This window comes from Pseudomonas coleopterorum (assembly GCF_900105555.1).
GTDB classification, from domain to species: Bacteria; Pseudomonadota; Gammaproteobacteria; order Pseudomonadales; family Pseudomonadaceae; genus Aquipseudomonas; species Aquipseudomonas coleopterorum.
Map to the genome: position 1 here is coordinate 745,854 of NZ_FNTZ01000001.1, position 19,668 is coordinate 765,521.

The 19,668-nt window shown below is 62.6% G+C and carries 16 protein-coding genes; 8 read left to right on the top strand and 8 right to left on the bottom strand.

The window, feature by feature from the left end; translation table 11 throughout:
• Positions 1-645 precede the first annotated feature (645 nt).
• A complete protein-coding gene (rhlB, locus tag BLV18_RS03250; protein ID WP_090356311.1) occupies positions 646-2,082 on the bottom strand; it encodes an ATP-dependent RNA helicase RhlB in 1,437 nt (478 codons plus the stop codon).
• Positions 2,083-2,293: 211 nt separating this feature from the next.
• On the bottom strand, positions 2,294-2,950 hold the full coding sequence (locus BLV18_RS03255; protein ID WP_090356313.1) for an alpha/beta hydrolase: 657 nt from the start codon (positions 2,948-2,950) through the stop codon (positions 2,294-2,296).
• A 468-nt stretch (positions 2,951-3,418) separates the two neighbouring features.
• Here BLV18_RS03255 and BLV18_RS03260 point away from each other — a divergent pair, with 468 nt between their 5' ends.
• From BLV18_RS03260 to BLV18_RS03290, 7 genes are all read left to right on the top strand, one after another.
• Complete coding sequence (locus BLV18_RS03260) at positions 3,419-4,447, top strand: amino acid ABC transporter substrate-binding protein (protein ID WP_049861817.1); 1,029 nt, start codon at positions 3,419-3,421, stop codon at positions 4,445-4,447.
• A 64-nt stretch (positions 4,448-4,511) separates the two neighbouring features.
• The gene (locus tag BLV18_RS03265) at positions 4,512-5,693 is read left to right on the top strand and encodes an amino acid ABC transporter permease (protein ID WP_090356315.1); all 1,182 of its coding nucleotides are present in this window, start codon (positions 4,512-4,514) and stop codon (positions 5,691-5,693) included.
• Positions 5,694-5,703: 10 nt separating this feature from the next.
• The gene (locus tag BLV18_RS03270) at positions 5,704-6,801 is read left to right on the top strand and encodes an amino acid ABC transporter permease (RefSeq protein WP_090356317.1); all 1,098 of its coding nucleotides are present in this window, start codon (positions 5,704-5,706) and stop codon (positions 6,799-6,801) included.
• Positions 6,802-6,811: 10 nt separating this feature from the next.
• Entirely contained in the window at positions 6,812-7,576 is a 765-nt protein-coding gene (locus BLV18_RS03275; protein WP_056844941.1) for an amino acid ABC transporter ATP-binding protein, read from the top strand.
• 425 nt (positions 7,577-8,001) lie between these two features.
• Positions 8,002-9,225: an MFS transporter gene (locus tag BLV18_RS03280; RefSeq protein WP_090356318.1), complete on the top strand. Its 1,224-nt coding sequence runs from the start codon at positions 8,002-8,004 to the stop codon at positions 9,223-9,225.
• Positions 9,226-9,255: 30 nt separating this feature from the next.
• Positions 9,256-9,531, top strand: a complete 276-nt coding sequence (locus BLV18_RS03285) for a GIY-YIG nuclease family protein (RefSeq protein WP_090356319.1) — start codon at positions 9,256-9,258, stop codon at positions 9,529-9,531.
• A gap of 521 nt (positions 9,532-10,052) precedes the next feature.
• A complete protein-coding gene (locus tag BLV18_RS03290) occupies positions 10,053-10,988 on the top strand; it encodes a glutathione S-transferase family protein (protein WP_090356321.1) in 936 nt (311 codons plus the stop codon).
• A 146-nt stretch (positions 10,989-11,134) separates the two neighbouring features.
• Here the strand turns inward: BLV18_RS03290 and yejK are convergent, their stop codons facing one another.
• Positions 11,135-12,142: a nucleoid-associated protein YejK gene (gene yejK / locus BLV18_RS03295; RefSeq protein WP_049861824.1), complete on the bottom strand. Its 1,008-nt coding sequence runs from the start codon at positions 12,140-12,142 to the stop codon at positions 11,135-11,137.
• 408 nt (positions 12,143-12,550) lie between these two features.
• On the opposite strand from yejK, the gene BLV18_RS03300 reads away from it, so the two are divergent.
• Entirely contained in the window at positions 12,551-12,832 is a 282-nt protein-coding gene (locus BLV18_RS03300) for an HU family DNA-binding protein (protein WP_043186365.1), read from the top strand.
• Between the two features lie 185 nt (positions 12,833-13,017).
• Here the strand turns inward: BLV18_RS03300 and rlmF are convergent, their stop codons facing one another.
• The 5 genes from rlmF to BLV18_RS03325 all read right to left on the bottom strand — a co-directional run bounded on the left by rlmF (position 13,018) and on the right by BLV18_RS03325 (position 19,555).
• Positions 13,018-13,956 (bottom strand): 23S rRNA (adenine(1618)-N(6))-methyltransferase RlmF, encoded by a 939-nt coding sequence (gene rlmF, locus BLV18_RS03305; protein ID WP_090356322.1) that lies wholly within the window; start codon positions 13,954-13,956, stop codon positions 13,018-13,020.
• Between the two features lie 104 nt (positions 13,957-14,060).
• Positions 14,061-16,907 carry a valine--tRNA ligase gene (locus tag BLV18_RS03310; RefSeq protein WP_090356324.1) on the bottom strand — a complete coding sequence of 949 codons (2,847 nt, stop codon included), beginning with the start codon at positions 16,905-16,907 and terminating at the stop codon, positions 14,061-14,063.
• Between the two features lie 220 nt (positions 16,908-17,127).
• On the bottom strand, positions 17,128-17,505 hold the full coding sequence (locus tag BLV18_RS03315; RefSeq protein WP_056844947.1) for a hypothetical protein: 378 nt from the start codon (positions 17,503-17,505) through the stop codon (positions 17,128-17,130).
• Positions 17,506-17,512: 7 nt separating this feature from the next.
• Positions 17,513-17,941, bottom strand: a complete 429-nt coding sequence (locus BLV18_RS03320) for a DNA polymerase III subunit chi (protein ID WP_090356327.1) — start codon at positions 17,939-17,941, stop codon at positions 17,513-17,515.
• 123 nt (positions 17,942-18,064) lie between these two features.
• A complete protein-coding gene (locus tag BLV18_RS03325) occupies positions 18,065-19,555 on the bottom strand; it encodes a leucyl aminopeptidase (protein ID WP_090356330.1) in 1,491 nt (496 codons plus the stop codon).
• Positions 19,556-19,668 lie beyond the last annotated feature (113 nt).

Consider the following 19,668-nt stretch of genomic DNA (forward strand, 5'->3'; position numbering starts at 1 on the left):
ACAAGAGATCGGCGCTGTGGAGCAGGTGTACCGCGATGAGGCCTTCGCGGGCAGAGCCCGCTCCCACAAGAGATCGGCGCTGTGGAGCGGGTGTACCGCGATGAGGCCTTTCGCGGGCAGAGCCCGCTCCTACAAGAGGTCGGCGCTGTGGAGCAGGTGTACCGCGATGAGGCCTTCGCGGGCAGAGCCCGCTCCCACAAGAGATCGGCGCTGTGGAGCGGGTGTACCGCGATGAGGCCTTTCGCGGGCAGAGCCCGCTCCCACAAGAGATCGGCGCTGTGGAGCGGGTGTACCGCGATGAGGCCTCTTCGCGGGCAGAGCCCGCTCCCACAAGAGATCGGCGCTGTGGAGCGGGTGTACCGCGATGAGGCCTCTTCGCGGGCAGAGCCCGCTCCCACAAGAGATCGGCGCTGTGGAGCGGGTGTACCGCGATGAGGCCTCTTCGCGGGCAGAGCCCGCTCCCACAAGAGATCGGCGCTGTGGAGCGGGTGTACCGCGATGAGGCCTTTCGCGGGCAGAGCCCGCTCTCACAAGAGATCGGCGCTGCGGAGCAGGTGTACCGCGATGAGCCTTCGCGGGCAGAGTCCGCTCTCACAAGAGGTCGGCGCGGTGAGGCTTCGCTGCCTCGGACCGCTCCTACAGGGGTCAGGAGCGCTTGCGCTCCACCGGTTTGAGCAGCTCGGCTGATGGCATTTCGAAGTTGATCTTGCGGCCCAGCAGCGCTTCGATGGAAGGCAGTTGGTAGGAGTCGTCTTCGCCTGCGAAGCTGATCGACACGCCACTGGTGCCGGCCCGCCCTGTACGACCGATGCGATGAACATAGTCATCCGGCACTTCGGGCAGGGTGAAATTGATCACATGGCTGATGCCATCGATATGGATGCCGCGGCCTGCCACATCGGTGGCCACCAGCACGCGGATCTTGCCTTCGCGAAACCCCTCCAGCGTCTTGATGCGCTTGTGCTGCGGCACATCTCCGGACAGCTGCGCAGCATTCACGCCGTCGCGCACCAGGCGCTCTTCGATGCGGCGTACTTCGTCCTTGCGGTTGGCAAACACGATCACGCGCTCCCAATCGTTACCGGTGACCAGGTTGTACAGCAGCGTGTACTTGTCGCTGCCGGCGACGGCGTATACGTGTTGCTCGACGGTTTCGCTGGCGACGTTCTCAGGTTCGATCTCGACGATGGCCGGGTCGGTGGTCCACTGCTGGGCCAGGTTCATCACGTCTTCGGTGAAGGTGGCCGAGAACAGCAGGGTCTGGCGCTCCTGCTTGGGCGGGGTCTGGCGAATGATCTGACGCACCTGGGGGATGAAGCCCATGTCGAGCATGCGGTCGGCTTCATCGAGCACCATCACTTCGACCATGTCCAGGTGCACTTCGCCGCGCTGGTTGAAGTCCAGCAGGCGACCGGGGGTGGCGACCAGGATGTCGCAGTGACGGGCTTCGAGCTGCTTGAGCTGCTTGTCGAAGTCCATGCCGCCGACGAAGGTCATTACGTTCAGGCCGGTGTACTTGGTCAGGCCTGCGGCATCCTTGGCGATCTGTACCACCAGCTCGCGGGTGGGCGCGATGATCAGCGCGCGCGGCTCGCCCATGAAGCGCTCCTTGGGCGCAGGCGTCTGCTGCAACTGAGAGATGATCGAGACGAGGAAGGCGGCAGTCTTGCCGGTGCCGGTCTGGGCACGGCCGATGGCGTCGCGGCCCTTGAGGGTATAACCCAGCACCTGCGCCTGGATCGGCGTGCAATAGGGGAAACCGAGGTCGTGGATGGCGTGCATCAGCTCGTCGGTGAGCGCGAAGTCGTGGAAGCGGGTCTTGCCTTCCTGCGGGGCGACCTGAAAGTCGGCGCGGTTCCAGGCCGGTGCCACAGGCTTGGGCGGGCGAGGGCGGCGGGGCGTTTCGACGATGATGGGTGCAGCGGCTGCTGCCGGTTCAGGGCTGGCGGCCGGTGCAACCGCCACAGTGGCCGGCGGGGTCGATTCTTCAGTGTCGACGGGTAGCGCGCGGGTGGCGCCAGTGTCGGCAGCAAGCGGCTGTGCGTCGCTCTTGCCAAACATCTTCTTGAGTGCTTTGAGCACGGGCTTCTCATCGATTGGTTAAGGAATGTGCGTCAGGCAGTGTAATGCAAGAATCGCGCACGACGGTAGAAGAGTGCTGGATGTGGGAAAGGCGGGTGAAGGGTGTACCGATGTATGGCAGATACACCAGGGTGCCTGGTTCGCGGCCATTGACCGCTCCTACACGGGTTCCGTAGAAGCGGTCTTTGGCCCGTGAATGGCCTGCCTGGGGTCAGTGCAACCGCTGCGCCAACCAGTCGCCGATGTCCGCGATCTCTTGCGGTAACACTTGGTGACCCATGGGGTATTCCCGCCACGCTGCGTCCACGCCCCAGCCTTTGAGGTATTCATAGGCACTGCGACCCATGGCATTGATCACCACCTCGTCGTTCTGCCCATGCAGGCAGAGTGCCGGGGTGCGCTGCTGGCTCGCGGCCAATTCGACTTTTTCGTCGAAGGTCGGCGCATAGGTCGACAGCGCCAGCACCCCGCCCAACGGTCCTGTCCAGGTGATGTAGGCCGTGTGCAGGATCACCGCGCCACCTTGGGAAAACCCGGCGATGAAGATTCGCTCCGGCGCGATCCCGCTCGCCTGCTGCTCCTCGATCAGGCCGCAAAGCATCTGCGCAGACGCTTCCAGCTGACCCTGGTCAATCGCCCGTGCCGGACTCATGGCAATGATGTTGTACCAGCTGGGCATGGCGTAGCCGCCATTGATGGTGACCGCGCGGGTCGGCGCCTGGGGCAGTACGAAGCGCGTGCTGTGCAGGCGTTGCTGCAGGGCTTCTGCTACCGGCAGGAAGTCATATCTATCTGCGCCCAGGCCGTGCAGCCAGATGACACAGGCGTCGGCGGTGTGGTTCGGTTCGATGATCAAGGGATCAGTCATGGTTGCTCCGTTGTGGGGCGCCCGCTCTGTTTGAGTGCAGTGCGACGGGGCGCGATGGTGCGATCTCTGAAGAAGATGTCGCAAGGCTACAAGTTTTTCTATTGACGTGCACTTAAACGCTTTCCGGATTCACTCTGGTACGAGGCTTGCTATGTAACTGGCGTAATACCAGCATCCTCATCGGCGGTAACACTATAGAGCCCTTCGGAACTGACGCAGAGCAGTCCATCAGGGTTGTAGCAGAATCGGTCGATGATCGCGAAAGACGCCGCAGGCCACTGCGTCGGACCTTGCGGGGAGCGGGGGCAAGCGTTGCATATCCCGGTCGCGCCATCTGGCCACTCGGGTTCATCACTTGTATTGCGATTGATGCTTGACCCAACAACTAGCCGACACGGGTCGATACCGCCTCATTTAGGTGCAGCGCAATTCAAGCTCGGACACAACAAGAGCAACTGGAGGTTTTGAATGAAGATGTTGAAATCCACCCTGGCTGTACTGACCGCTGCGACCGTTCTGGGCGTGAGCAGCTTCGCTCAGGCGGGTGCCACTCTGGACGCCATCCAGAAGAAAGGTTTCGTACAGTGCGGCGTCTCCGACGGCCTGCCGGGTTTCTCCGTTCCTGATGCTTCGGGCAAGATCGTTGGTATCGACGCCGACGTCTGCCGTGCCGTCGCTGCCGCCGTGTTCGGCGACGCCACCAAGGTCAAGTTCAGCCAGCTGAACGCCAAGGAGCGTTTCACCGCGTTGCAGTCCGGTGAAATCGACATCCTGTCGCGCAACACCACCTGGACCAGCTCCCGCGATGCGGGCATGGGCATGGTCTTCGCCGGCGTGACCTACTACGACGGCATCGGCTTCCTGGTGAACAACAAGCTGGGCGTGAAGAGCGCCAAGGAACTGGACGGTGCAACCATCTGCATCCAGGCCGGTACCACCACCGAACTGAACGTGTCCGACTACTTCCGCGGCAATGGCCTGAAGTACACCCCAATCACATTCGACACTTCCGACGAAAGCGCCAAGTCCCTGGAAGGCGGCCGTTGCGACGTACTGACCTCCGACAAGTCGCAGCTGTTCGCCCAGCGCAGCAAGCTGGCCGCACCGAACGACTATATCGTGCTGCCGGAAACCATTTCCAAGGAGCCTTTGGGCCCAGTGGTACGCCGTGGCGATGAAGACTGGCTGGCAATCGTCAAGTGGACCCTGTTCGCTCAGCTCAACGCCGAAGAAGCGGGCGTGACCTCGAAGAACGTCGAAGCCGAAGCCAAGTCGACCAAGAACCCGGACGTGGCTCGTCTGCTGGGCGCCGATGGCGAATACGGCAAGGACCTGAAACTGCCGAAGGACTGGGTGGTACAGATCGTCAAGCAGGTCGGCAACTACGGTGAAATGTTCGAGCGCAACCTGGGCGCGAACACCCCGCTGAAGATCGACCGTGGCCAGAACGCTCTGTGGAACGCTGGCGGTATCCAGTACGCACCACCCGTACGCTGATCGGCCCTGCGCCTGACGGCACGTTGCCGTCAGGCGCTGTTCTCCCTTTCCTCTGGGGCTTTCCATGCAAAATCAAATCGGCGCACCCAAGCAGGGCCTGTCCCTGACTGATCCACGTGTGCGTGCGTGGCTTTTCCAGATCATCACCATTGTGGCGGTGGTCGGTTTGGGCTGGTTTCTGTTCAACAATACACAGACCAACCTGCAACACCGGGGCATCACTTCCGGTTTCGACTTTCTTGAACGCAGTGCCGGCTTCGGCATTGCCCAACACCTGATCGACTACACCGAATCGGACAGCTACGCGCGCGTGTTCGTGATCGGCCTGCTCAACACCCTGCTGGTGTCGATCATCGGCATCATCCTGGCAACCCTGCTGGGTTTCGTGATCGGTGTGGCTCGGCTGTCGCCCAACTTCATGATCAACAAGCTGGCGACGATCTATATCGAGGTATTCCGCAATATCCCGCCGCTGCTGCAGATCCTGTTCTGGTACTTCGCGGTGTTTCTGACGCTGCCTGGGCCGCGCGCCGCCCATGGCTTCATGGACAGCTTCTACGTCAGCAGCCGCGGCCTGAACATGCCGGCTGCCCTTGCTGCACCGGGCTTCTGGCCGTTCGTGATCAGCGTCATCCTGGCCATCGTCGGCATCGTGCTGATGTCCAAATGGGCCACCAAGCGCTTCGAAGCCACCGGCGAGCCGTTCCACAAGTTCTGGGTGGGCCTGGCGATTCTGATCGTCGTGCCGGCCCTGTGCTCGCTGATCTTCGGCGCTCCTGTGCATTGGGAAAAACCCGAGCTCAAGGGCTTCAACTTCGTCGGTGGCTGGGTATTGATCCCGGAACTGCTGGCCCTGACCCTGGCCCTGACCGTGTACACCGCGGCGTTCATCGCCGAGATCGTGCGTTCGGGCATCAAGTCGGTGAGCCACGGCCAGACCGAAGCGGCGCATTCCCTGGGGCTGCGCAACGGCCCGACCCTGCGCAAGGTGATCATCCCGCAGGCCCTGCGCGTGATCATTCCGCCACTGACCAGCCAATACCTGAACCTGGCGAAGAACTCGTCGCTGGCTGCCGGTATCGGTTACCCGGAAATGGTTTCGCTGTTCGCCGGTACCGTGCTCAACCAGACGGGGCAGGCGATCGAAGTCATTGCCATCACCATGAGCGTGTACCTGGCGATCAGTATCAGCATTTCCCTGCTGATGAACTGGTACAACAAGCGCATTGCGCTGATCGAACGGTGAGGATGAGCGCATGACGACCCATATTTTCAAACCCGACCAGCCACCACCGAGCAAAGTGTTCGGCCCGGTCGCGTGGATGCGCCAGAACCTGTTTTCCAGCTGGCTCAACACCCTGCTGACGCTGTTGTCGCTGTACCTGATCTGGCTGATCGTACCGCCGTTGTTGAGCTGGTCGATCTTCGACGCGAACTGGGTCGGCACCACCCGTGCCGACTGCACCAAGGAAGGCGCCTGCTGGGTGTTCATCCAGCAACGTTTCGGCCAGTTCATGTACGGCTATTACCCACCCGAGCTGCGCTGGCGCGTCGACCTGACCGTCTGGCTGGCGGTCCTGGGTGTGGCGCCGCTGTTCATCTCGCGATTCAAGCGCAAAGCCGTCTACGGCATCGGTTTCCTGGTGCTGTACCCGATCATCGCCTACTTCCTGCTGCACGGCGGGGCGTTCGGCATGCCTAACGTGGCCACCAGCCAGTGGGGCGGTCTGATGCTCACCCTGGTGATCGCCACTGTCGGCATTGCCGGTGCCTTGCCGTTGGGGATTCTGCTGGCCCTGGGCCGTCGCTCGAAAATGCCGGCGGTGAAGGTAGTCTGCGTGACCTTTATCGAGTTCTGGCGCGGCGTGCCGTTGATCACCGTGCTGTTCATGTCCTCGGTGATGCTGCCGCTGTTCCTGCCTGAAGGCATGAACTTCGACAAGCTGCTGCGTGCGCTGATCGGCGTGATCCTGTTCCAGTCGGCCTATGTCGCCGAAGTGGTGCGCGGTGGTATGCAGGCCATTCCCAAGGGGCAGTACGAGGCGGCTTCGGCCATGGCGCTGGGCTACTGGCGCAGCATGGGTCTGGTGATCCTGCCGCAGGCCCTGAAGATGGTCATTCCGGGCATCGTCAACACCTTCATTGCATTGTTCAAGGACACCAGCCTGGTGATCATCATCGGCCTGTTCGACCTGCTCAACAGCGTCAAGCAGGCGGCAGCCGACCCGGCGTGGCTGGGCATGGCGACCGAGGGCTACGTGTTCGCGGCCTTGGTGTTCTGGATCTTCTGTTTCGGTATGTCCCGCTACTCCATGCACCTGGAGCGCAAGCTGGACACTGGCCACAAGCGTTAGGAGCTTAATCATGAGTGAAGCGATCAAGAAACCGGCCGGCGCTCCGGGCATCATCCAGATGCAAGGCGTGAACAAGTGGTACGGCCAGTTCCACGTGCTAAAGGACATCAACCTGAACGTGACCCAAGGCGAGCGTATCGTGTTGTGCGGGCCTTCGGGTTCGGGCAAGTCGACCACCATTCGCTGCCTGAACCGGCTGGAAGAGCATCAGCAGGGCACCATCATCGTCGACGGCGTGGAGCTGACCAACGATCTCAAGCAGATCGAAACGGTACGTCGCGAAGTGGGCATGGTGTTTCAGCACTTCAACCTGTTCCCGCACCTGACCATCCTGCAGAACTGCACGCTGGCGCCGATGTGGGTGCGCAAGATGCCCAAGCGCCAGGCCGAGGAAATCGCCATGCATTACCTGGAGCGCGTACGCATTCCGGAGCAGGCGCACAAGTTTCCGGGTCAGTTGTCCGGTGGTCAGCAGCAGCGTGTGGCCATTGCGCGGGCGCTGTGCATGAAGCCCAAGATCATGCTGTTCGACGAACCGACTTCGGCGCTCGACCCGGAAATGGTCAAGGAAGTGCTCGACACCATGATCGGCCTGGCCGAGGATGGCATGACCATGCTCTGCGTGACTCACGAAATGGGCTTCGCCCGCACCGTGGCGAACCGGGTGATCTTCATGGACAAGGGGGAGATCGTCGAGCAGGCCGCACCGAACGACTTCTTCGACAACCCGCAGAGTGACCGGACGCGGATGTTCTTGAGCCAGATCCTGCACTGATCACCGTTTGCAGCAAACGAAAAGCCCGGGCCTGTGCCCGGGTTTTTTCGTTTCAGGTCTGCTGCACCGCAGCGCCTGCTTCGCGGGCAGAGCCCGCTCCCACAGGGGATCCGCGCCTGTTGTGGGACCCTGTTGTGGAGCCCTGTTATGGGAGCGGGCTCTGCCCGCGAAGGGCGCACTGCGGTTCACCTGACATACCACAGCGCCTGCTTCGCGGCCGATGACCGCTCCTACGGGTTGCCCGGATACCTGTGGGAGCGGGCTCTGCCCGCGAAGGGCGCACTGCGGTCTGAAGGGCACACTGCCAGCCAGGTATTTGCCATTGCTGGCAATAGGCTCTACGCTTCCTCGTTCAAAGCCGTATCCAAGAGACCACCAGGCATTCCCGTCCTGGCAATGGTCCGCACTTTCGTTTCTGGACTTTTATGCCTACTGCCAACTGTACCCCCGCGAGTCGCGATATCGTCACGCCGCTGCATAAACCCTGGTTGCTGATCCTTGGACTGGTACTGGTGGCGCTCAACCTGCGTCCGGCCCTGTCGAGCATGGCGCCGTTGCTTGCGCAGGTCTCTGCCACCCTCGGCCTGAGCGGCTCGACGGCCGGTCTGCTGACCACGCTCCCGGTTCTGTGCCTGGGCCTTTTCGCGCCGCTGGCACCTTTGCTGGCTCGGCGTTTCGACAGCGAGCGTGTGGTCCTTGGCGTGTTGCTCGTGCTGGCGGCCGGCATCGCTTTGCGCAGTCAGTTGGGCATCTGGGGCTTGTTCATCGGCAGCCTGGTGGCCGGTGGCAGTATCGGAATCATCGGCGTGCTGCTGCCTGGCATCGTCAAGCGCGACTTCGCCCGACAGGCCGGCACGATGACCGGCGTCTACACCATGGCGTTGTGCCTCGGAGCGGCATTGGCGGCCGGTTCCAGCGTGCCACTGAGCCAGTATTTCGATGACAGCTGGCGCATCGGTCTGGCGTTCTGGATGGTGCCGGCGTTGCTGGCTGCGGTGTTCTGGTGGCCGCAGACGCGGCAGAAGCATGGTGTCCAGCGTGCTCGCTATCGCGTGACCGGGCTGTTTCGTGATCCGCTCGCGTGGCAGGTCACGTTGTTCATGGGGTTGCAGTCGTCGCTGGCGTACATCGTCTTCGGCTGGTTGCCGTCGATCCTGATCGGGCGCGGGTTATCGGCTGCGCAAGCGGGTCTGGTCATGTCATTCTCGATCATCGTGCAGTTGCCCAGCGCCTTGACCGTGCCATGGCTGGCCACCCGCGGCCGTGATCAGCGCCTGCCGATTCTCGCGGTGATGGCGCTGAGCCTGGCTGGGTTGTTCGGCCTGCTTTACGCACCGCTGGGCGGGATGTGGGGCTGGGCGATTGTCTTGGGGTTGGGCCAGGGCGGGGTGTTCGCGCTGGCACTGACTTTGATCGTACTGCGCTCGCGCGATGCCCATGTGGCGGCCAATCTGTCGAGCATGGCCCAGGGCGTGGGCTACACCATCGCGTCGATGGGGCCTTTCGCGGTCGGTCTGGTGCACGACATGACGGGTGGGTGGGGCGCAGTGGGTTGGGTGTTCGCCTTCATCGGCGTCGCCGCCACGGCCGCGGGCATGGGGGCCGGGCGCACGCTGCATGTGCAGGCTATGGCGACGAAGGTGGAGTGATATTGCTTGCACACAGGCGCTGTTGAATCGATGACCGCTGCCACGCCAGCCAAGCCCTGGTATGTCTACCTGGTGCGCGCGGCGAATGGCTCGCTTTACTGCGGCATCAGTGACGATCCGCAGCGCCGTTTCGCCAAGCACCAGAGTGGGAAGGGCGCGCGGTTCTTCCTGTCCAGCCCGGCAGTGGCGTTGGTTTACGTGGAAGCATGGCCAAGCAAAAGCGAAGCCTTGCGCCACGAGCGGCTGATCAAACGCTTGCGCAAGCCCGCCAAGGAACACCTCGTAGCCTCCTTCACCCCCCTGTAGCGGCGCGAGCCGCGTCCGGCTTCATCGCGTTCATTCAGGCACACCGCATGCACCGCCGACGCGGCTTGCGCCGCTGCTACGGAGATCGCGTTCCCCTGTAGCAGCGGCGCGAGCCGCGTCCGGCTTCATCGCGTTCGTTCAGGCATACCGCATGCACCGCCGACGCGGCTTGCGCCGCTGCTACGGAGATCGCGTTCCCCTGTAGCAGCGGCGCGAGCCGCGTCCGGCTTCATCGCGTTCGTTCAGGCATACCGCATGCACCGCCGACGCGGCTTGCGCCGCTGCTACGGAGATCGCGTTCCCCTGTAGCAGCGGCGCGAGCCGCGTCCGGCTTCATCGCGTTCATTCAGGCACACCGCATGCACCGCCGACGCGGCTTGCGCCGCTGCTACAGGGATTGCGAGCCGCGTTCGGGGTTATGCGTTCATTCAGGTATACCGCATGCGTCGCTTTTACAGGGGTATGTGGTCTGCGCGAGGGCGAGTAAGCTGTGGGCTTTCCCATCCGCTGCTGGAGCCGATATGTCCGAGTTGATCCTGCATCACTATCCGACCTCGCCGTTCGCCGAAAAGGCCCGTTTGATGCTCGGCTTCAAAGGGCTCGCGTGGCGCTCGGTGCTGATCTCGCCGATCATGCCCAAGCCTGATCTGACAGCGCTGACCGGTGGCTATCGCAAGACGCCAGTGCTGCAGGTCGGGGCCGATGTTTATTGCGACACCGCCCTGATCGCTCGACGGCTGGAGCAGGAGAAAGCCTTGCCGGCGCTGCTGCCCCTTGGCCAGGAGCTCACCGTGGCCACTTTCGCCGCCTGGGCCGATTCGGTGCTGTTCCAGCATGCCGTCAGCCTGGTGTTCCAGCCCGAGTCCATCAGCGCCCGCCTGTCGCGTCTGCCCGAAGACGCCGCCAAGGCCTTCATCGCCGACCGCATGGCGCTGTTCCAGGGCGGCACTGCCACGCGTCTGCCGGTGGAGCAGGCCAAGCATCAGTGGCCGACGTTCATGGCGCGCCTGGAACAGCAACTGCAGAACGCAGAGGGTGAGTACCTGTTTGGCGAACCTACCCTGGCTGATTTCTCCATGGCCCACCTATTGTGGTTTCTCAAGGGCACGCCGGTCACCGCACCGCTGGTGGATGCCTACCCTGCCATCCACGCCTGGCTGGGTCGCGTACTGGGTTTTGGCCACGGCACCTACAGCGAGCTGACTGCCGACGAGGCCCTGGCGATTGCCAAAGCGGCCACTCCGGCAGACTTGCCCGATGAAACGTTCGAGGACCCCAACGGGTTCAAGGCGGGCGACCAGGTGAGCATCTCGGCCGTGGACTATGGTGTCGACCCCGTGCAGGGCGAGTTGTTGTTTGCCGGGGCTGAGGAATTGATCATCCGGCGTGAAGACGCGCGCGCCGGCGTGGTGCATGTGCATTTTCCGCGAGTGGGTTTTGCGATCACAAAACCGTAGCGGCGACGTCAAGCCGGACACCCCACACCGCCTGCTTCCCCGCCGATTGTGGGAGCGGGCTCTGCCCGCGAAGGCCACGCTGCGGTTCGATTGACACCCCTCAGCACCCGCTTCGCGGCCAGTGACCACTCATACGGCGCATTCCGTCAATCCTTGCGCCGTTTGAGCTGGTCGGTCAGTTGCGACGGCAGGCCCTTGATGATCAAGGTACCGGCTTCCTCGTCATACTCGATCTTCGAGCCCAGCAGATGCGCCTCGAAGCTGATCGACAGCCCCTCGGCCCGCCCGGTGAAGCGACGAAACTGGTTGAGGGTGCGCTTGTCGGCCGGAATCTCCGGCGACAAACCGTAATCCTTGTTGCGGATATGGTCATAGAACGCCTGCGGGCGCTCTTCATCGATCAGACCCGACAGCTCTTTCAACGTGACCGGCTCGCCCATCTTGGTCTGGCTGGTGGCGTACTCCACCAGCGTCTGGGTTTTCTCCCGCGCCGACTCTTCTGGCAGGTCCTCGCTCTCGACGAAGTCGCTGAACGCCTTGAGCAGTGTCCGCGTTTCTCCCGGACCATCCACGCCTTCCTGGCAGCCGATGAAGTCGCGGAAGTACTCCGAGACCTTCTTGCCGTTCTTGCCCTTGATGAACGAGATGTACTGTTTGGACTGCTTGTTGTTCTGCCACTCCGACAGGTTGATGCGCGCCGCCAGGTGCAGTTGCCCCAGGTCCAGGTGCCGCGACGGGGTCACGTCGAGCTCGGAGGTCACGGCCACGCCTTCACTGTGATGCAGCAAGGCAATGGCCAGGTAATCGGTCATGCCCTGCTGGTAGTGCGCGAACAGCACATGCCCACCGGTGGACAGGTTGGATTCTTCCATCAGCTTCTGCAGGTGCTCGACGGCCGTGCGGCTGAACTGGGTGAAGTCGCGGCCCTCGTCCAGATAGTCCTTGAGCCAGCCGCTGAACGGGTGCGCGCCGGACTCGGCATGGAAGAAGCCCCAAGCCTTGCCCTGCTTGGCGTTGTAACTTTCGTTGAGGTCGGCAAGCAGATGTTCGATGGCGCTGGACTCGGCCAGCTCGCTGTCGCGCGCATGAAGCACGGCAGGCGTGCCGTCGGGTTTCTTGTCGATCAAATGGACGATGCAGTGACGGATCGGCATGGGCTTCTCGGCTTGTCTGACTGATGGGCACGGCGGCTGGAGCAGGCCGTGCCGCAAAGGGGCGAAGTGTAACGTAGATAGGGGTTTTACGGATTGCCGGTGACCTGCGCATGCGCTGAAACGACGAAATCGTCTATTTTTTGGCCAAACCCATGATAAAGCTGAATAAAAGGGCCGCTAGTGGCGGATATTTGTTTGGCTCTGTGCTAGTTTTGCCCGGTCTTGCGGCCCACGAGGCCGTGAAGCCCCGCAGAGAGCGGCTTTCGAGTCGAACCAAACGTCATTCTGGGTATCTACAATGGCGATTGGCATGACCGAAACGCGAGCCCCGGCGGACGTCGCACGCCCGGCTCCGACTTACGCTGCACTTTGCAATCCAATTGAATTTGATAGGGAAGGTACACCACCATGGCATTAACCAAAGACCAACTGATCGCCGATATCGCTGAAGCTATCGACGCGCCGAAAACCACCGCGCGCAACGCTATCGAGCAGCTGGGCCAGATCGTTGCCGATCAATTGGAAAATGGCAGCGAGATCACTCTGCCTGGTATCGGCAAGCTGAAAATCACCGAGCGTCCTGCCCGCACTGGCCGTAACCCTTCGACTGGCGCTGCCATCGAAATCGCTGCCAAGAAAGTCGTCAAGTTCGTCCCAGCCAAAGTGCTGACCGATTCCGTTAACAAGTAATTGTAACGGCTCGATGAACCGTGCCGCGGGTCAACCCGGGCGCGGTTTTTTTGTGCCTGTAAATCCATAGGCGCGGTCTGTGAGCATCTGTGGGAGCGGGCTCTGCCCGCGAAGCTCGCAACGCGTGGTGGCTGCTTCGCGGGCAGAGCCCGCTCCCACAGGGGCCGCAGTGCGCCGTGAATCAGTCAGCTGAACCAGTTTTTGCCGGCTGGCTCTGCCTGGAAGGTCCAGGCGACGAAGCGGCTTTGCTTCTGGCCTTGGCCCATTTCCACCACTCGGACCTGCACGGCATTGACCTTGCCAAGGGCTGCCTGAATGACCGGCAGGTTGGACGCCTTGGACACCAGCGTCGAAAACCACAACACCTGCTGTCCCACGGCCACGCTTTCGTTGATCAACTGCGTCACGAAGCGAATCTCGCCGCCTTCACACCACAACTCGTTGTTCTGACCGCCAAAGTTGAGCACGGGCAACTTGCGCTTGGGATCGGCCTTGCCCAGCGCGCGCCATTTGCGCTGGCTGCCGCGGGTCGCTTCCTGCAACGACGCGTGGAAGGGTGGATTGCACAGGGTCACGGCGAATCGTTCTTCGCGGCCCAGTAGTCCCTGGAGAATCTGTCGAGGCTGCGTCTGCTGGCGCAGGGAAATGGCTTTGCCCAGTTTGTTGGCCTGCACGATGGTGTTGGCCGAGGCCAGTGCCACCGGGTCGATGTCGGAGCCTACGAACTGCCAGCGATAGTCACTGTGGCCCAGCAGGGGGTAGATGCAGTTGGCACCTACACCCACGTCGAGCGCCCTGACGCCGGCGCCCCGCGGAATCTCGCCGCCGTTGCTTTCGGCCAGCAGGTCGGCCAGGCAGTGCAGATAGTCGGCCCGTCCGGGTATGGGCGGACACAGGTAGCCGTCCGGGATGTCCCAGTGCTCAATGCCATAGAGGGTCCTGAGCAACGCCCGGTTGAACACCTTCACCGCCGCAGGATCGGCGAAGTCGATGCTTTGCTTGCCATACGGGTTGAGGATGACGAACCGGGCAAGGTCCGGATGGCTCTTGATCAATTGCGGGAAATCGTAGCGACCCTGGTGGCGATTGCGCGGGTGCAGGGTGGGTTTTGGCGGGGTGGACATGGAGAGGTTACCGGTAGGGGCGGGGGCCTCTTCGCGGGCAGAGCTCACTCCCACACAACGCTCTGTGGGAGCGGGCTTTGCCCGCGAAGAGGCCAGCAGACGGATTACAGGCTGGCGATCCGCGCGTGCTGTTCAGCCAGCTTGGTCAATGCCTGTTCGGCTTCGGCCAGTTTGGCGCGCTCTTTGTCGATGACGGCAGGGGGTGCCTTGTCGACGAAGGCTGCATTGGACAGCTTGCCGCCCACGCGAGCGACTTCACCGTTCAGCCGCTGGATTTCCTTGTCCAGGCGAGCCAGTTCGGCGTCCTTGTCGATCAGCCCGGCCATCGGCACCAGCACTTCCATTTCACCGACCAGCGCAGTAGCGCTCAGAGGCGCTTCCTGGTCATCGTCCAGCACGGTGATGGACTCCAGCTTGGCGAGCTTCTTGAGCAAGGCATCGTTTTCCTGCAGACGACGCTGATCCTGGCTGCCGGTGTTCTTGAGGAACAACGCCAGTGGCTTGCCCGGACCGATGTTCATCTCGCCGCGAATGTTGCGCACGCCGAGCATCAGGCCCTTGAGCCACTCGATATCGTCTTCGGCGGCGGTGTCGATACGGCTTTCATTGGCCACCGGCCAAGGCTGCAGCATGATCGTCTTGCCCTGCACACCGGCGAGCGGCGCCAGGCGCTGCCAGATTTCTTCGGTGATGAACGGCATGAACGGATGCGCCAGGCGCAACGCCACTTCCAGCACGCGCACCAGGGTGCGACGGGTACCGCGCTGGCGCTCCACCGGAGCGTTCTCGTCCCACAGCACCGGCTTGGACAGCTCCAGGTACCAGTCGCAATACTGGTTCCAGATGAACTCATAGAGTGCCTGGGCAGCCAGGTCGAAACGGAACTGATCCAGATGACGCGTCACTTCGGCTTCGGTACGCTGCAACTGCGAGATGATCCAGCGATCGGCGAGCGAGAGCTCGTAGGCCTCACCGTTCTGGCCGCAGTCCTCGCCCTTGTCGAGCACATAGCGCGCGGCGTTCCAGATCTTGTTGCAGAAATTGCGATAGCCCTCGACGCGGCCCATGTCGAACTTGATGTCGCGGCCGGTGGACGCCAGCGAGCAGAAGGTGAAGCGCAGGGCGTCGGTGCCGTAGCTGGCGATGCCGCCTTCGAACTCGTCGCGAGTCTGCTTCTCGATCTTCTTCGCAAGCTTGGGCTGCATCATGCCGCTGGTGCGCTTTTCGACCAGGGCTTCGAGCTCGATACCGTCGATGATGTCCAGCGGGTCGAGCACGTTGCCCTTGGACTTGGACATCTTCTGGCCCTGGCCATCACGCACCAGGCCGTGCACGTAGACCGTCTTGAACGGCACTTGCGGCGTACCGTTCTCGTCCTTGACCAGGTGCATGGTCAACATGATCATCCGGGCGACCCAGAAGAAGATGATGTCGAAGCCGGTGACCAGCACGTCGGTGCTGTGGAATTTCTTCAGGAATTCGGTCTGCTCCGGCCAGCCCAGGGTGGAAAAGGTCCACAGGCCCGAGCTGAACCAGGTGTCCAGCACGTCGTTGTCCTGGTTGAGCACCACATCGGCGCCCAGGCCGTGCTTGCTGCGCACTTCGGCTTCGCTGCGGCCGACGTAGACCTTGCCGGACTCGTCGTACCAGGCCGGGATGCGATGGCCCCACCAGAGCTGGCGGCTGATGCACCAGTCCTGGATATCGCGCATCCAGGAGAAGTACATGTTTTCGTACTGCTTGGGCACGAAGGCGATGCGGCCGTCTTCCACAGCGGCGATGGCAGGTTCGGCCAGCGGCTTGGTGGACACGTACCACTGGTCGGTCAGCCAGGGCTCGATGACGGTGCCGGAGCGATCGCCCTTCGGCACTTTCAAGGCGTGGTCGTCGACGCTGACCAGCAGGCCGGCGGCGTCGAACGCGGCGACGATCTGCTTGCGGGCCTCGAAGCGGTCCAGGCCGGCGTATTCGCCAGGCAAGGTGCCATCGACGCTGTCGTTCAGCGTGCCGTCGAGGTTGAACACCTGAGCGCTGGGCAGAACGTTGGCATTCTTGTCGAAGATGTTGAGCAACGGCAGGTTGTGCCGCTTGCCGACTTCGTAGTCGTTGAAATCGTGGGCCGGAGTGATCTTCACGCAGCCGGTACCGAACTCGGGGTCGCAATAATCATCGGCGATGATCGGAATGAGGCGGCCTACCAAGGGCAGTTCGACGAACTTGCCGATCAATGCTTGGTAGCGCTCGTCGTTCGGGTTCACCGCGACCGCGGCGTCGCCGAGCATGGTTTCCGGGCGTGTGGTGGCGACGATCAGGTAGTCGTTGCCTTCGGCGGTTTTCGCGCCATCTGCCAGCGGGTACTTGAGGTTCCAGAGGAAACCCTTTTCATCGTGGTTTTCCACTTCCAGGTCGGAGATGGCCGTGTGCAGCTTGGTGTCCCAGTTGACCAGGCGCTTGCCGCGGTAGATCAGGCCGTCTTCGTGCAGGCGCACGAAGGCTTCCTTGACCGCTTCGGACAGGCCGTCATCCATGGTGAAACGTTCGCGGCTCCAGTCGACCGACGAGCCGAGGCGACGGATCTGGCGGCTGATGTTGCCACCGGACTGGTCTTTCCATTCCCAGATCTTTTCCAGGAATTTTTCCCGGCCCAGGTCATGGCGATTCAGACCCTGGGCTTCGATCTGGCGCTCGACCAGCATCTGCGTGGCGATACCGGCGTGGTCGGTACCCGGCTGCCACAGGGTGTTGCGACCCTGCATGCGGCGGAAACGGATCAGGGCGTCCATGATCGCGTTGTTGAAGCCGTGGCCCATATGCAGGCTGCCGGTGACGTTCGGCGGCGGAATCATGATGGTGTAGGAGTCGCCGGCACCTTGCGGGGCGAAGTAGTTCTCGGCCTCCCAGGTCTGGTACCAGGAAGTTTCGATAGCGTGCGGCTGGTAGGTCTTATCCATGCGCGGCGGGACCCTATAAGGCATTTATTCAAAGAAAGCCGGGAAGTATAGCGGGGATATGGCGGCTATGGGAGGGAGGCGGGCTGCGCAGGAGCGGTCCGTGGTCGCGATGGGCGCGATTCGGTATGGCTGACTCACCGTAGCGCCTGTTTCGCGGCCGATGACCGCTCCTACGGTGGTAGGCGAGCGGCCCGTGGCTGCGAAGGGCGGGGGAAGGGGATCAGGGCTGGTTCAGCAACCGTTCCATGCGGGCCTCGAGGCGGCGCTTGATTTCCGTTTCGATGTGCGGCGCGAAATCGTCGATCACATCCTGCATGATCAACTGAGCGGCGGCGCGCAGTTCGGCGTCCAGGTGCAGCAGGGTGTCCTGGCGGTTCTGCGCGGGGGTAGGGGCAACGGTTGCCGCCGCTGGCGCTTCGGCAGCGGCCCCGGGCTCGTCGTGCAGTTCGAACAGTAACGGCACATCCGGCTCGCTGCGAACCACGGCGTCGGTCAGCAGCGGTGGCTGGAGGGTATCATCGCCGAGCAGCTTGCGGATCGATTCGAGGTCGTCCAGCAGGTGTACGGATTTGGGCAAAGGCTTGGTGTTGTTGTCCATCGTGGGCTCAAAGTCGCGATAAGCGGTGGTCTTGCAGAGGATAGCCTTGTTCACGGTAGAAGCGAAAACTCTCCCGGGCGGCCTGACGAATAGCAGGGTCTTCTACCACTATTTCAGCGATACGGGCGAACTGCCCGGCAAAGCTCGGTACGCTCAAGGCCAGGTTGATCAGCAGGTCGTCATGGCCCGCCGCCTGTGCAGCGATGCCCAACGTAACGGGCGAGTGCGGATCGTCCTCTGCCAGGCTGTGGGGGACGAAGCTCTCGCCCTTGAAGCTCCACAGGCGTGCATCCAGTGCCTCGCGCTGGGCAGCGTCAGTGCAATGGACGTACACCCGGTGGCCCAGGCGCCAGGCTTTTTCGCCCAGTTTGCAGGCGAAGTCCAGGCGTGCGGCGGACAGGGGCGTGGGCAGAACATAGAAGTCGACTTGGGGCATGGCGTGTTCCTGGTGCTTGAGACCGCGTCGCCCTTTTCGCGGGCAGAGCCCCGCTCCCACACAAGCATGCTTCCTGTGGGAGCGGGGCTCTGCCCGCGAAAAGACCGACGCGGACTTGAGGCATTACACCCCGGCGCGATCCAGCAGGTACTGGGTGAGCAGAGGCACAGGACGACCGGTGGCGCCCTTGTCCTTGCCGCCGCTGACCCACGCCGTACCGGCGATGTCCAGGTGCGCCCACTCATAGGCTTTGGTGAAGCGGGACAGGAAGCAGCCGGCAGTGATGGCACCGCCCTTCGGCCCACCGATGTTGGCGATGTCGGCGAACGGGCTGTCCAGTTGCTCCTGGTACTCCTCGAACAGCGGCAGCTGCCAGCAACGATCGTCCGCCTGCTTGCCCGCTTCCAGCAACTGGCCGACCAGGGCTTCGTTGTTGCTCATCAGGCCGGTGGTATGGCCGCCCAGAGCGACGACACAGGCGCCGGTCAGGGTCGCGATGTCGATCACCGCGCGCGGGTTGAAACGCTCGGCGTAGGTCAGGGCATCGCACAGCACCAGACGGCCTTCGGCGTCGGTGTTGAGGATCTCCACGGTCTGGCCGCTCATGGTCTCGACGATGTCGCCAGGGCGTGTCGCACGGTCACTGGGCATGTTCTCGGCGCAGGCCATCAGGCACACCAGGTTGATCGGCAGTTCCAGTTCCAGCACGGCGCGCAGGGTGCCGAACACGCTGGCCGCACCGCACATGTCGTACTTCATCTCGTCCATGCCGGCCGCTGGCTTGATGCTGATGCCACCGGTGTCGAAGGTGATGCCTTTACCCACCAGCACGTACGGCTGCTCGGATTTCTTCGCGCCCTGATAGTTGAGCACGATCAGGCGCGGCGGCTGTGCGCTGCCCTGGGCGACGGCCAGGAACGCGCCCATGCCCAGTTCCTTGAGCTTCTTCTCGTCGTGGATCTCGACCTTGAGGTTCTTGTGCGCCTTGCTCAGGCTCTTGGCGGCTTCGGCCAGGAAGCTGGGATGGCACAGGTTGGGCGGCAGATTGCCCAGGTCCTTGGTGAAGCTCATGCCGCTGGCGATGGCCTTGGCATGGGTCACGGCGCGCTCGACGTCGGCCTGGCTGGATTTCGCGGTCAGCAGGGTGATCTTCTGCAAGGCACGCGGATCGGCCTTCTTGCTCTTGAAGCGATCGAACACGTATTCGCCATCGATCAGGGTCTCTGCCAGCAGGCGGGTTCGGCCGTAGGCGTCACGGCCCTTGACGGTCAGCTCGTCGAAAGCGAACACGGCATCGCTGCCGCCCAGGTTCTTCAATGCGCCATAGGCAGCGCTGGCCAGCTTGCGCCATGGGCGGTCGGCCAGTTCTTCGTCCTTGCCGCTGCCCACCAGCAGCAGGCGTTCGGCCTTGAGTGCAGGCACGCCCGGCAGCAACAGGGTCTGGCCGGCACGACCGACGATGTCGCCACGCTTGAGTGCAGCGCTGATCAAACCGCCGCTCAGGCCGTCGATCTTGCTGGCAATGGCGCCCAGTGCGCGCTCTTCGCCGATGGCGACGACGAGGGTCGCGGTTTTAATCGATTCGGCAGCAACGCTCTTTACAACCAATTCCATATCCAGAACCCCTGATTCTAGGTCGATGCTTGCGCAAGACGGTTCGCGCGAAAGCGTCCAGTTTGACCCCAGCCCCAGCCCCCTCGCAACCTTTGCATGGTGGTAATTGTCCA

Excerpts from the sequence above, each read along its gene's own strand:
- BLV18_RS03255 (WP_090356313.1), bottom strand. The coding sequence starts at position 2,950 with ATGACTGATCCCTTGATCATCGAACCGAACCACACCGCCGACGCCTGT.
- BLV18_RS03260 (WP_049861817.1), top strand. The coding sequence starts at position 3,419 with ATGAAGATGTTGAAATCCACCCTGGCTGTACTGACCGCTGCGACCGTT.
- BLV18_RS03265 (WP_090356315.1), top strand. The coding sequence starts at position 4,512 with ATGCAAAATCAAATCGGCGCACCCAAGCAGGGCCTGTCCCTGACTGAT.
- BLV18_RS03270 (WP_090356317.1), top strand. The coding sequence starts at position 5,704 with ATGACGACCCATATTTTCAAACCCGACCAGCCACCACCGAGCAAAGTG.
- BLV18_RS03275 (WP_056844941.1), top strand. The coding sequence starts at position 6,812 with ATGAGTGAAGCGATCAAGAAACCGGCCGGCGCTCCGGGCATCATCCAG.
- BLV18_RS03280 (WP_090356318.1), top strand. The coding sequence starts at position 8,002 with ATGCCTACTGCCAACTGTACCCCCGCGAGTCGCGATATCGTCACGCCG.
- BLV18_RS03285 (WP_090356319.1), top strand. The coding sequence starts at position 9,256 with ATGACCGCTGCCACGCCAGCCAAGCCCTGGTATGTCTACCTGGTGCGC.
- BLV18_RS03290 (WP_090356321.1), top strand. The coding sequence starts at position 10,053 with ATGTCCGAGTTGATCCTGCATCACTATCCGACCTCGCCGTTCGCCGAA.
- yejK (WP_049861824.1), bottom strand. The coding sequence starts at position 12,142 with ATGCCGATCCGTCACTGCATCGTCCATTTGATCGACAAGAAACCCGAC.
- BLV18_RS03300 (WP_043186365.1), top strand. The coding sequence starts at position 12,551 with ATGGCATTAACCAAAGACCAACTGATCGCCGATATCGCTGAAGCTATC.
- rlmF (WP_090356322.1), bottom strand. The coding sequence starts at position 13,956 with ATGTCCACCCCGCCAAAACCCACCCTGCACCCGCGCAATCGCCACCAG.
- BLV18_RS03310 (WP_090356324.1), bottom strand. The coding sequence starts at position 16,907 with ATGGATAAGACCTACCAGCCGCACGCTATCGAAACTTCCTGGTACCAG.
- BLV18_RS03315 (WP_056844947.1), bottom strand. The coding sequence starts at position 17,505 with ATGGACAACAACACCAAGCCTTTGCCCAAATCCGTACACCTGCTGGAC.
- BLV18_RS03320 (WP_090356327.1), bottom strand. The coding sequence starts at position 17,941 with ATGCCCCAAGTCGACTTCTATGTTCTGCCCACGCCCCTGTCCGCCGCA.
- BLV18_RS03325 (WP_090356330.1), bottom strand. The coding sequence starts at position 19,555 with ATGGAATTGGTTGTAAAGAGCGTTGCTGCCGAATCGATTAAAACCGCG.